Source organism: Secundilactobacillus sp. MJ173 (assembly GCF_059704265.1).
The window spans coordinates 20,767-33,614 of sequence record NZ_BAAKGN010000069.1 but is presented as its reverse complement, the minus strand read 5'-3'; the positions used below and the strand labels follow the sequence as shown (position 1 = coordinate 33,614).

The window sequence follows — 12,848 nt, the reverse complement described above, 5'->3', positions numbered from 1 at the left end:
CTGTTATTAGCATACTTTGTTCCAACGTTCATCGACCGCCTAGCAGAATACACTTGGTAGTCCAATTGAATTCCAAGCTTTTCCATCTCATCGTCAAGAACTTTTAAATGTTCCTTAGTAAAACCATTCGAAAGATAACCATAATTATCTGTCCAAATATACCAATCATCTTCCTGAAGATCGAGAGCCAAACTAATAGCGTGAGCAGTTGACTTCAAAATATCTGCGTGAGGATCCTTCACAACACGTGTCACAGTCGAGATACCCATCTCTGTTAGTTTACAAAACCTTTCTATGGAAAGATTCCGCTCCTTTAAGATATCACCTAATTTATTAAAGCAGATTTGACTTGGATTATTATTATTTTTCATTTTTTCACTCCCTCACCCTGAGAGTAACAACACGTTCAGCATAATTCAAGTATTAGTGTATGGTTGATTCACAATACGATTTAATCCTATTATGAAGGCAAATCAAATTGTATTATAGGTATAGACCAGTGCTGACTATTAACTGGTTTCGACACTCAAATTTCTAAAATTTGTTTCCTAGTAACCGCTTATTTTTTGGTGAATCAAAAAATCCTACCTCCATCAATTATGAAAGTAGGATTTCATCTGATATTTGCTAAATCTCTAGCGTTTCAATTTTTTATACCACTCAACCGTCCGCGCAAACTCCTCCTCAAACTCCGCAACCGCCTTCCACCCCAACTCCCTCTCAATCTTCGAACTATCCACCGCATACCGCCAATCATGTCCCAGCCGATCAGCGACATACTCGATTCGAGCTTCACTAATTCCCAGCTCCGCACAAATCAACCGCACGATTTCATTATTCGACCGCTCGTTGTGCCCGCCGATATTATAGACTTCACCAGCACGCCCACGACGCATCACTAAATCAATCGCCCGGCAATTATCCATGACGTATAGCCAATCCCGCACGTTCTCACCATCACCCTAGATTGGCAACGTCTTCCCTGCTAGACCACGGGTAATCGTCCGTGGTATCAGCTTCTCATGATGCTGCCGTGGCCCGTAGTTGTTCGAACTGCGCGTAATCGACACATTCAGGCCATAGGTTTCAAAGTAAGCTCTCGACAGCATATCCGCGGAAGCTTTGCTGGCTGAATAAGGTGAGTTAGGCTGCAACGGTGATGCTTCGGTAAAGGACCCCGTCTTTCCCAATGCACCATAAACCTCATCCGTGGATATCTGGATGAACTTCGACAGTCCTGCTTCTCTAGCAACATCCAGCAGTGCCATCGTCCCTTCCACGTTAGTCTGCACAAAGGTATCAGGATTCTCAATCAATCGATCAACATGTGATTCAGATATTAAAAAGATGCCCCTAAACCAATTGGATCAAGCGCATCTTTCTACAATTATTATTCAAAAATCCTATCAACAACTTTTAAAGCCGCCATAATAGTCTGATCCATATTAAAGTAACGATATTGACCTAAACGACCACCAAAAACGACATTCGGCATTTTTTGAGCCATTCCCTGATATTTCTTGTATAATGCATCATTCTGAGCGTTATTAACTGGATAATACGGTTCATCACCACGTGACCAATTCTGCGGATATTCTCTTGTGATAACTGTCTTTCCTTTTGCACCTTTTCCAAATTCAAAATGTTTATGTTCAATAATTCTAGTATACGGTGTCTTCGCATCAGTATAGTTCACAACCGCATTCCCTTGGAAGTTATCGACATCAAGTTCTTCCGTTTCAAACTTTAAACTGCGATATTCTAGTTCTCCAAGTTGGTAATTAAAGAATTGATCAATCATCCCTGTAAAAATAACTTTGTCAAAATTATTTAAATATTCTTCTTTGTTATCGTAAAAATCAACATTCGTATGCACATCAATCAATTTGTTATCTAATAACTTCTCGACAATCTGTGTATAACCGCCAATCGGAATGCCTTGATAAGCATCATTAAAGTAATTATTGTCGTACGTTAAACGGACCGGCAATCGTCTAATGATAAAAGCTGGTAGTTCAGTTGCCTTTTGTCCCCACTGTTTCTCAGTGTACCCCTTAACGAGTTTTTCATAGATATCACGACCAATCAATGAAATAGCCTGTTCTTCTAAATTAGAAGGCTTTTTGCCGGCCATCTCCTGACGTTGTTGATCTATCTTATTTTGTGCTTCTTGAGGAGTTTTAACCCCCCACATTTTATTAAAGGTGTTCATATTAAAAGGCATATTGTAAATCTCACCATTATAGTTAGCAATCGGACTGTTAGTATAACGATTAAATTCAGCAAACTGATTAATATAGTCCCAAATTTTCCTATTACTTGTGTGAAAAATATGAGCCCCATATCGATGAACTTGAATGCCATCAACATCTTCAGTATAAATATTTCCTGCGATATGATTTCTTTTTTCAATAACGGTTACATGATGGCCCCTTTTAGCTGCTTCGTTAGCAACAACCGCACCGAATATGCCGGCACCGACAACTAGTAATTTCATGATTTCTCCTCGTTTTTAAAGTTTAGTTTATTGCATTTTTAAACTCAGATAATGCTTCTTTCCAATTAATTATAGCAAAACCAGTCTCTTTAATTTTCTTTAAACTCATAACCGAATGCTCCGGTCTCGAAGCCTTCTGTGGAAATTCAGCGGATGTAACCGGCAGTACCTTTACATCCTTTTCCTTCAAAATCTCTTTAGCAAATTCATACCAAGTACATGAACCATCATTAGACAATTGATAAATGCCATACTCAACCTGATGTTCAACCGCATAAATCATAAATTCAGCTAATGTATATGTCCAAGTAGGCCTACCAACCTGATCATTAACCACTGTTAAAGTATCATGCGTCTCGGCTAACCGTAACATGGTAAACACGAAATTCTTCCCATATTGGCCGAATACCCACGATGTCCGGATAATGTAGTAGTTATCCATGATTTCACGAATAGCCTCTTCACCGGCTAATTTTGCCCGACCATACTCCGTTTGTGGATTAGTTTTGTCATCTACTTGATACTCAGACTCTTTTTTACCATCAAATACATAATCAGTGCTGATATAAACTAAAGTTGCTCCAGCATTTTTAGCAGCTTTGGCAACATTACGAGTCCCATCAACGTTAACGTTCCAATTAGCTTTTTTACCCTCATCTTCAGCCGGGTCAACCGCTGTGTATGCAGCACAATGAAAGATAACATCTGGTTTGATTTCATTAACCTTAGCTGTAACAGCATCATAATCAGTAATATCCATTTCTTTGGAATCGTAACCAACGAAATCTGCACCCTTACGTTCTAGCATCTTTGATAATTCAGTACCTAACTGTCCCTTTGAACCCGTTACTAAATACTTCATGATATAGTCTCCTCAAAATTATTCAAAAAAAGATTTGCCCCTCGACAAATCTCAATAATCATTATTTAGTCATATTCCAAAATTGTCAAATCAAGTGCAAAGCTTTGGACTTATTTTCATATTTAGTCTAGTAATAGTTAAAGGCCAAACACCAGTTCACTTTATAAGCAGCTAAGATAGTAAACGTCTTGTTCAATAGTTATGGACATCCCGAACAGCTAGAACCTGGATAATGCCGAAGTCATGCGATAATGACCTTTTGAAAATACATTCTTGGAAGAGCCCACTGTGGTCTCACTGCTACAACGTTCCCAAGAAGAATAAGAAAGTGCAAATAGTCATGAATTTCTTGAACCTCAGCTAGTTCTGCACACCTGCAGACTTTTTCTACATCTTATGAACATACTTTACAGCTTTTCAACAATCTGTTTAATATAATTAAAGTTATTGTACTTAATTTGACAATATTAATGATTATCTTTTTAATATTTTTTTTACTTCTTGCATTATATCAGCATGTAAACTAAACAATCCTATCGTATAAATTAAGATTCCCAATATAACTTCTATAATCAGCATTAGCCAAGTTGCAGGTAATTTTTGATTTAAAGTTAATACACAAATAAACATAATCAAACCCGAGAAGAGATACTTTCCAGTATCATTAAATAAGCTATTATAACTTATCTGCTTACGAATAGAGGATAGCTGATACATCGTAACAGCAGTCTCGGAAATAACTGTTGCGATAGATGCACCTACAGCACCCCATGCCAAAATCAAAGGAATATTTGCAATTAAATTAACTATAGCTCCAATCACCACCGAAGCTGTAAATTTTTTTGTTTGGTTTGTTGGCAATAAATATTGTGTGCCGATTGCATTACTCCATGCAATTAACAAAATAACTACTGATTCAATCATCATAACCGATATAACAGTATCAAATTTGCTAGTGAAAAATAAAGGGACAAAAGTTGGTGTAACAGCCATTAGCCCTAATGTCATCGGGACAGCGAGCGCGGTTACAAAAGAAAAACTTTTATAAAGAAACTGCTTTGTTTTTTCACGTTGACCATTTGCAAAAGCATTAGCAACATGTGGTAACATCACTGTTCCACTTGCAGTAACAACCGCCAACACCATTTTTACCATCTTATCAGATTGATCAAAATATCCAGCTGATCTCACTGAAATCATTGACCCTAGCATGGTCTTATTTAACACTAGATAAACTTGAGACGCGATCTGTGGAATGAACAGTAAGACAGCTGGCAAAAGATGTCGCCATAAGTTCAAATTTTGCCACTTCGGCGCACCTATATACCTTTTTAAGCTTGGAAATAATGTTAAATTACCTAGAAGTAATGATATTGACAATATCAAAATATAAATATCCAAATCAGCATAAGATTTCACTAAAACAAAAATACTAATTAACGTAATGATTTTTATAACAACATTTCTAAGAACGGTTACAGCAAAATTTTCAACGCCCATGAAAAACCATGATATATCAAAGGCAGCGGCAATAATGGATAAAGACTGAGCTAAATAGTATTTTTGATAATGTCCAATAAAAAATAGGAACACCACAAAAGCTAAAAAGGCAATTATGATTGTTACTATGCGCATAAAGAAGATTTCGTAAAAAGTTTGTGTTAGTTTATTTTGATTATCCCTGACAAAAGCCACTTGCTTATTACCGTATAAATTCACACCAATACTACCAAAAAAAATAAAGTATTGAACAATAGAACTTGTGTAAGAATTAATACCCACTCCGGTAGGGCCCAAAACACGTGCTAGGTATGGTGTGGTAATCAGTGGGACTAGAAGTACGAACAATTGATAGGAAGCGTTGTATAAATAATTTTTTACTACCCTCATGCGACTATTATTCTCCAAATTTTTGCTTGACAACCTTCGTTGTGATCGTATCTTAAACGCTCCAGTAGGCGAGAAACAACAGACATACATAAATTGTTGATCTTTTGCCCCCATTGCTTTTCAGTATTACCAGTAACAAATTTTCCATAAATATTTCCTACAGTGTGGTCAATTTTCTCTACCACCTTAACTTGCTTAACTTGATTGCCTAAATTGTCAGTCTCATGGACAAAAACTGCACTAAAAACTCTGGATTCAAAAACTAAAAATTTCATATGCTATCTCCATTTTTATCTTTTACATGGGTTGTTCTTCTTCCAAATCCAAAAAAAATAAGATCAAGAAGAATAGCAAAAAGAACATAATATATTAAATTAATTGTTATATTTTCATAAAACTTATTCGAGAAAAATGATAAAGCAATAAAACTTGAAATGTACCCATACAACATAATACCAATGGAAGTACTTTTGCTTATTTTCGTAAATTTCGCCCATAAATAAAGCGTTTCAGTAAGAATTGCCATTATGCCAGTTAATATTCCCAACCCCGTATAGCCAAAATCATACAGCCACGGATAAAAAGTAGTATAAACATTTCCAAGATTATAGCCATTAACGTACTGAAAGGGTAAATCCAGTTTACTATTTACTAAGTTAGAGTGAAAAATTCTACCAATAAAATGAATTTGATTCACAAAAGTCTGTTGACCCCAGATTCCCGTGTGAATAGGAAAAATAGTATTATTAATAAAAATATCAAGGTTTTTAATCTCGGCTCCTGTATAAATTGAAATATATTGAAACGTTGTCATTTCAGTTGTTCGACCTAAAAGCTTGGCTGACCACTGAAAAACTGAAATAACGAGTAAACTCCCAATTATCACGAAAATCAAAGACCAAAAATTAGTTTTTGGAACCCATCCTTCTTTTTGCTTTGCAAAGAAATAATAATATGCTACAAGAGCAACCAACACATAAATCAACTGCCCACGGGCACCTGATAATAAAGATGAACCAGCACCAAGTAACAGCGATAATAATAAAGGTATATTAATTTTCTGATCAAAAACAATCACTTTCATAAAATGATAACCAAAAAAAAGACCAGCAGAAAAAGTAAATCTTGACGCCCAAACTGCTAATCTCGGTAGCGTTATTGCAACTCCGGTATAGTTTGGTGCATTACTTGTATTTATTGCACTCACAGCTGCGGAAAGATTATGGATGCCAGTAACGCCAACAACAGATTTTGCAATTACAATTATTGCGATTACCTGGATAACATCAATAACAACCAAGGCTGAGTTCCAATGAAAGTGTTCGGATACTATTCCACTATTATCACTGTTTAATTCTTGCTTATTTACTTGCCTACGGTCAAACAATTTTCCCAAGATTGTTGCCACAAGTACAAACTCTCCCACTCCAAATATAATTACAAAATATGTTTTTAAACTGAGTGATAAAGACCAGTTTTTTTCGTTCACCCATGCCCAAATTGCTCCGAATAATAAAGCGCCAGTAAACAAAACAGATGGCGAAATAAGTTCTCTGTGATTAAAATAGTAGGCAACCAAAAATAATAGGACTAAAGTAATAACTAAATATATCAATGCTCAATTCTCCAATCGTATGACACAATCACAATAAAAATTTAAATTCAACACTCAAGTAATATCAAATGCGACAATCACCAAAGGTCAAATAACAAATCAACCAGCTGCCGAAAATCCAGAATACTTTACTTACTGTTTCCGATTAATTAATTCATAATATCCCCATATACCTTTTAATCGTGTATGTGATTCTATTAATCTCTTTTGTAAACACATAAAGGCACTAGCGCAATAAGTCTATCACGTAAGTGTCCTCTTTTGCGGGTATTTTTAGATTAAAAGGTTCTGAAATAGTTCATTTATCTACTTGATTTTTTCACTCTTTGATACCGCTGCCTCAATCCTTTACCTCTTACGTTAAAAAAATTGGGCCTACATTTATTGTTAGCCAAAGTTGATGTAGAACCAATTACTTGCTTCCTGGTACTATGCCGTGTTTGTAAGGATAAAATTACCCCGAACACTTCACTCTTCTACTAATAGTTCGTGATATAACAATATCGAAATCACTCGTCTAGAATAAAACTCTTATAATTAACTCAATTAAAAACTGCCAAGTCGTAATCAATTCAACTATACTTTCCAGAGACCATACAGACTAATAAAGCCACATTTTCAACTCACTAGATTTTATTTTGCACTTGTTGCATAAAGGGGTCAAGCTTTTTATGGCAAAACAGAGAAGGTTTCCCGATTGACTTGTACATATTACAATCTAACAACGTAAATATCACTGTTCAACTGAAGATTAGCGATATTGTTTATATTATTTTATTAATCAAAGCTTTAAAAACACTAAGAATCATATGAACAACGGTATCTCAGTGTATACACCAAATTTAATAGTAAATCAGCTTCATGTTACATAAGAGGCTATTGCACAATTTAAAATCAACTTTTTATTAGATAATTCAGGGATTCTCCCCTACTAGGGTTGCTTTTTGATAGAAAAGCATTACAATTGTATGTTACTTGGAGAGAACCAAAAAAGTAGAAACGAATTAACTTATTTTTAGGAGCAATTTAGACATGAAAATTGGGTCTGTTATAGTTACTTATAATCCAAACATTAATCAACTTAAGGGAAACATTACTTCCACCAGTAAGCAGGTTCAGAAAGTTATTGTTGTAGATAATGGGTCAAAGAATATTCAAGATATAGAAAGATTAATTAACTTATTTAAAAATGTTTCTTTGATGAAATTATCAGAAAACTTAGGTATTGCAAAAGCACAAAACGTTGGATTTAAGAAATTCAAACATGATTTATATGATTGGGTTTTAACCTTGGATCAGGATACAGTACTCCCTGACAGTTATGTCTCGCTGTTAATAGCCACTCTACCATTAAAAAATGTAGGAATTATTACAGGAGCCTATATTGATAGACAATGGGATCGTAATAAAATAGAGTCTGTGAGGAATGAAAGAAAACCCAAAATTCAAGTAATAAATAAAGTAATATCATCAGGGAATCTGGTTCTCGTCAATGCATGGCAGGAAGTTAAGGGTTTTTCAGAAGACCTATTTATTGATTTTGTTGATTATGATTTTGATTATAAATTAATAGAATCAGGGTATCAAATTTATAGAGATAATGTGATTGAATTTAGTCATGAAATAGGAAGTCCTATTCAAAATAGCTTGTTATCACATATATTATTAGTTAGCAAAAGAGATTTACATGATCATTCAGCACAACGTTTATTTTATTTAAATAGAAACAGAATAATTGTGATGAAAAGACATAGAAATTTTGGCTCTCCTTGGCGAACTTTAATTCACGAAATTCTCAATTTAAGAGAGGTATTAGTAATGACTTCGCCAAGGAGCAAAAAAATTAAAAGATCGCTTTCTGGAATAATTCAAGGGTTAATCCACAAATAACTAGAGGTAAAGATTAAAGCAATCAAATTAATCAGATATTATTTAAATAATTAACATAAGATGGGTTTACTCATTTTATTCTCAATATAACCAAGCCATTATTCAAATCAAGTAAAAAATCACCTCATCTTATCGATTACGATGAGGTGATTTTTATGCCTAGTTTTCGAACCAAGTTAATCACTCGTCATTTTTTGAGGAAATCATGATGGAATTTTCCTATTATCATTGGAGTTCCTACACTAAATAATAGAAAAAGAGAATTATATTTCAATGTAAATCAATCATTAACATTAAGAAATCCTTTCAATTTCGGGATTATAGAACACACCTGCTGTAGTTCCCTTAATGACCATCCAAGCTTTCAAAAATTTATTTTTCTTCCCATGAATCAGCAATTGACAAACTAAGGAAATTCTTCTAAAGATTTCAACAATTGCACTTTTCATACTAGCGTACTTTCTAACTACATAAAACAAGTTTCGATTCGAATAATAATATCGTTTAATACGAGTTACATCTTCTTCATCCATTATTCCCCCTCCACTATTTTGAGATGTTTTATGTGTAACCACAGAATTCAATGCACAATAATTATTTTGTTGTAAATTTGAAATCCTCAACGTATATTCGGTATCATCGCCCCAAATAAAAAAGTCGGTAATGGGCAATCCTACCTTTAGGATCATTTTTCTAGAAGTTAAAAAAGAAACAAATGTCGTTCTTAAAATTTTAATTAGTCCATTAGAAGTTTCCTGGTTCCAATCTTTCGTTGGTACCGGAATATTCATAGCACTGCCATCAATCCAACGTACATTGCTTGCCAAGAAACCAAATTTAACAATTTTATTAATTGGCTTCACTAGTTCAAATAAACTGTCTTTATTTGGAATAGTATCGTCATCCATAACCCAAACGAAATCTGAATTGCTCTTTTCCATATAGCTTCTAATGCCACGATTAAATCCGCCTGCTCCTCCAATATTTTTAGGCATATGAATGGGAATTATGTTGGAATGCCTTTTCATCATTTCATCTAGATACTCACGTGTGCCATCTGTAGAATTATTATCGATAATAAAAATATGCTTTAGTTTTATTGATTGTTGCAAATTTGCATCTAAACATTCTTTAAGTAGTTCTAATTTATTAAAAGTTACAATAACACTATCTACTGAATAATTTTCACTCATCATTATTTCCTCGCCTAACTAAATTTCCCCTTGAATTCAGAACACATTTCCTGGTTAAATATATTAAAATTAGCTGATATGATTCCTTGAAAATTCAAAAAAGTTTAAGTTAATCTTTTCGTGGAAACCTATCTAGGCCTAAAAAAACTCGATACCTTTATCCTTAATAAATTTCTCAGTAAACTCATCCAAGGATAGGATCCATCATATTATCTCTAAAGTTAACTAAGGTCTTACAGCTTTTGCATTCTTTACTTAATACCTTAAAACCTTAGGTTATAGTGGCCCTCAGAAACCATTATTAGCGGTTTGATATTAAGCACTCCACCAGTTTTAAAAAAGATTTGCCCTTCGACAAATCTTCACAATCATTATTTATGCTCACTAGCTGTGATTACTGACCGTTCTTAGCATATTTAGCTTCAACGGCAGTCTTCTCAGCTTTCCACCAATCTTCATGTTCACGATACCAATCAATGGTATGTTGAAGACCAGACTCAAAGTCCGTAAATTCTGGTTTCCAGCCTAACTCTTCACGCAATTTGGTTGAATCAATCGCATATCGTAAATCATGGCCAGGACGATCCTTCACTTGATCATAAGCATCGCTTGGTTGTCCCATCATCTTTAAAATCAATTCAAGAACTTCTTTGTTGTTCTTTTCACCATCGGCACCAATTAAGTATGTCTCGCCAATTTTTCCTTTGGTCAAAATATCCCAAACCGCACGTGAATGGTCATTAGTATGAATCCAGTCACGTACATTCTTACCAGTTCCATATAGTTTAGGACGGATACCGCTAAGAATGTTAGTAATCTGTCGTGGAATGAACTTCTCGATATGTTGGTAAGGGCCGTAATTGTTTGAACAATTAGAAATTGTAGCTTTCAAGCCGAAAGAACGAACCCAGGCACGTACTAGTAAGTCCGAACTAGCCTTTGAAGATGAATAAGGACTGCTTGGACGGTATGGAGAATCAGGTGTGAACTTCTCGCCTTTGCCTTCACCATGGCCTGGCAAGTCTTCACGTAACGGTAAATCCCCATACACTTCATCAGTCGAAATATGATGATAGCGCACCCCATACTTCACGCAGGCTTGAATGAGTGTATATGATCCAACGATGTTAGTTTGAATAAATGGTGAAGGGTCAATCAATGAGTTGTCATTATGGCTTTCAGCAGCATAGTGAACAACTGCATCGGCTTTAGAAACTAACTTATCAACTAAATCAGCATCACAAATATCGCCAACAACCAATTCAACTCGGTCTTCTGGCAAACCAGCTAAATTTGCACGATTACCAGCGTAGGTTAACTTATCCAAAACTGTAATGTGTTTAACTTCTGGATGGTGTTCAACTACATAGTGTACAAAATTAGAACCAATAAAGCCGGCAGCACCAGTTACGATTAAATTATCCATGTGCAGTCTCCTTAAATTTCGCCGTAAACAAACGGATTATCTTTTTCAAATTCTGTGAAGCTTGGTTGATTAGCATCTTTTTCAGAGGTAATAGCAGTATCAAAATCAATAGGCCAAGTAATCCCAAGTTCAGGAGTCTTAAATGAGAAGCCGCCATCAGCTTGGGCATCATAATAGTGATCACACTTATATAAAAAGTTAACGTTATTAGTTAATGTGACAAAACCATGAGCAAAACCACGAGGAACAAGTAATTGGCGGTGGTTACTTTCGGAAATAACGTAACCTTCCCACTGCTTATATGTAGGAGAGCCTTTACGAACATCCACAATGACATCAAGGACGGCACCCGTGACAACACGAATCAATTTAGTTTGGGCTGCTTCACCACGTTGAAAGTGCAGGCCACGTAAAACACCAGCTTGAGTTGATAATGACTGGTTGTCCTGAATAAATTCAAAATCAATACCAGCTTCTTTAAAATCACGATCAGAGTATGTTTCCTCAAAGAATCCACGGTGATCACCAAAAACAGCTGGTTCAATAATTTTAACATCTTGTAACTTGGTTGTTGTTACTTTTAATTTACCCAAAATTAGTCCTCCTCAATCATTCTCAATAAATATTGACCATAGTCATTCTTTTTCAGTGGCTGTGCCAATTTATAAACTTGTTCTTTGTCAATGTAGCCCATTCGATACGCAACTTCTTCAAGACATGCAATCTTCAGATTCTGACGTTTCTGAACAGTTTCGATAAAGCCTGAAGCTTCATGCAATGATTCGTGAGTACCCGTATCTAGCCAAGCGTAACCACGTCCGAGAAGTTCCACGTCTAACTGACCGCGTTTGAGGTATTCCTTGTTAACATCGGTAATTTCAAGCTCACCACGTGGTGAAGGTTTTAGATTTTTGGCAATATCTACAACTTGATTATCATAGAAATACATGCCCGTGACAGCATAGTTACTAGCTGGATGTTCTGGCTTTTCTTCAATCGATTTAACATGACGATCCTTATCAAATTCTACCACACCAAATCGTTCAGGATCATTGACTTGATAACCAAATACAGTTGCACCAGAGTGCTTGTTTGCGCTACGTTGCACCATTTCCGACAAGCCACTACCGTAATAAATATTGTCACCAAGAATTAGGCATACTGAATCATCACCAATAAAATCAGCACCAAGGATAAAGGCTTCCGCCAACCCGTTAGGCTCTTTTTGAATTTTATAATTAATACTAAGACCTAGCTGAGAACCATCGCTTAAAAGTTCCTTAAAATTTGTTTGATCTCGTGGCGTCGAAATTAACAATATGTCCCTAATACCCGCTAGCATCATTGTAGAAAGTGGATAATAGATCATTGGTTTGTCATAAATTGGCACCAGTTGTTTGGATATTGCTTCTGTAATAGGGTATAACCGTGTACCAGATCCTCCTGCAAGGATAATGCCTTTCATAATATCTGCC

11 protein-coding genes and 1 pseudogene are annotated in these 12,848 nt (G+C 35.4%); 1 reads left to right on the top strand and 11 read right to left on the bottom strand.

The window, feature by feature from the left end:
- The 7 genes and pseudogenes from AC6H04_RS11095 to AC6H04_RS11065 form a co-directional block, all read right to left on the bottom strand.
- Window positions 1–371, bottom strand: a 371-nt coding sequence (locus AC6H04_RS11095; RefSeq protein ID WP_497571728.1) for a helix-turn-helix domain-containing protein, incomplete at its 3' end; no start/stop codon positions are given.
- Between the two features lie 264 nt (window positions 372–635).
- Window positions 636–1,337: pseudogene (locus AC6H04_RS11090) on the bottom strand (dTDP-glucose 4,6-dehydratase); the annotation flags it as partial.
- A 53-nt stretch (window positions 1,338–1,390) separates the two neighbouring features.
- The gene (gene glf / locus AC6H04_RS11085) at window positions 1,391–2,497 is read right to left on the bottom strand and encodes a UDP-galactopyranose mutase (RefSeq protein ID WP_497571727.1); all 1,107 of its coding nucleotides are present in this window, start codon (window positions 2,495–2,497) and stop codon (window positions 1,391–1,393) included.
- 22 nt (window positions 2,498–2,519) lie between these two features.
- Entirely contained in the window at window positions 2,520–3,362 is an 843-nt protein-coding gene (gene rfbD, locus AC6H04_RS11080; protein WP_497571732.1) for a dTDP-4-dehydrorhamnose reductase, read from the bottom strand.
- A gap of 471 nt (window positions 3,363–3,833) precedes the next feature.
- Entirely contained in the window at window positions 3,834–5,249 is a 1,416-nt protein-coding gene (locus tag AC6H04_RS11075) for an oligosaccharide flippase family protein (protein WP_497571726.1), read from the bottom strand.
- A complete protein-coding gene (locus tag AC6H04_RS11070) occupies window positions 5,246–5,524 on the bottom strand; it encodes a hypothetical protein (protein WP_497571725.1) in 279 nt (92 codons plus the stop codon). Before AC6H04_RS11070 ends, AC6H04_RS11075 begins: the two co-directional genes overlap by 4 nt.
- On the bottom strand, window positions 5,521–6,864 hold the full coding sequence (locus AC6H04_RS11065; protein ID WP_497571724.1) for an O-antigen polymerase: 1,344 nt from the start codon (window positions 6,862–6,864) through the stop codon (window positions 5,521–5,523). Before AC6H04_RS11065 ends, AC6H04_RS11070 begins: the two co-directional genes overlap by 4 nt.
- Window positions 6,865–7,896: 1,032 nt before the next feature.
- Between AC6H04_RS11065 and AC6H04_RS11060 the strand changes: the two genes are divergently transcribed.
- The gene (locus AC6H04_RS11060) at window positions 7,897–8,754 is read left to right on the top strand and encodes a glycosyltransferase family 2 protein (RefSeq protein WP_497571723.1); all 858 of its coding nucleotides are present in this window, start codon (window positions 7,897–7,899) and stop codon (window positions 8,752–8,754) included.
- A 293-nt stretch (window positions 8,755–9,047) separates the two neighbouring features.
- Here the strand turns inward: AC6H04_RS11060 and AC6H04_RS11055 are convergent, their stop codons facing one another.
- The 4 genes from AC6H04_RS11055 to rfbA form a co-directional block, all read right to left on the bottom strand.
- Window positions 9,048–9,947, bottom strand: coding sequence for a glycosyltransferase family 2 protein (locus tag AC6H04_RS11055; RefSeq protein ID WP_497571722.1), 900 nt, complete (start codon window positions 9,945–9,947; stop codon window positions 9,048–9,050).
- Between the two features lie 394 nt (window positions 9,948–10,341).
- The gene (gene rfbB, locus AC6H04_RS11050; RefSeq protein ID WP_497571721.1) at window positions 10,342–11,373 is read right to left on the bottom strand and encodes a dTDP-glucose 4,6-dehydratase; all 1,032 of its coding nucleotides are present in this window, start codon (window positions 11,371–11,373) and stop codon (window positions 10,342–10,344) included.
- 11 nt (window positions 11,374–11,384) lie between these two features.
- Entirely contained in the window at window positions 11,385–11,966 is a 582-nt protein-coding gene (rfbC, locus tag AC6H04_RS11045; protein WP_497571720.1) for a dTDP-4-dehydrorhamnose 3,5-epimerase, read from the bottom strand.
- A gap of 2 nt (window positions 11,967–11,968) precedes the next feature.
- A complete protein-coding gene (gene rfbA / locus AC6H04_RS11040; protein ID WP_497571719.1) occupies window positions 11,969–12,838 on the bottom strand; it encodes a glucose-1-phosphate thymidylyltransferase RfbA in 870 nt (289 codons plus the stop codon).
- Window positions 12,839–12,848 lie beyond the last annotated feature (10 nt).

Coding starts and splice junctions, on each gene's coding strand:
- AC6H04_RS11070 (WP_497571725.1), bottom strand. CDS start 5,524: ATGAAATTTTTAGTTTTTGAATCCAGAGTTTTTAGTGCAGTTTTTGTC.
- AC6H04_RS11060 (WP_497571723.1), top strand. CDS start 7,897: ATGAAAATTGGGTCTGTTATAGTTACTTATAATCCAAACATTAATCAA.
- AC6H04_RS11075 (WP_497571726.1), bottom strand. CDS start 5,249: ATGAGGGTAGTAAAAAATTATTTATACAACGCTTCCTATCAATTGTTC.
- rfbB (WP_497571721.1), bottom strand. CDS start 11,373: ATGGATAATTTAATCGTAACTGGTGCTGCCGGCTTTATTGGTTCTAAT.
- rfbA (WP_497571719.1), bottom strand. CDS start 12,838: ATGAAAGGCATTATCCTTGCAGGAGGATCTGGTACACGGTTATACCCT.
- AC6H04_RS11055 (WP_497571722.1), bottom strand. CDS start 9,947: ATGAGTGAAAATTATTCAGTAGATAGTGTTATTGTAACTTTTAATAAA.
- glf (WP_497571727.1), bottom strand. CDS start 2,497: ATGAAATTACTAGTTGTCGGTGCCGGCATATTCGGTGCGGTTGTTGCT.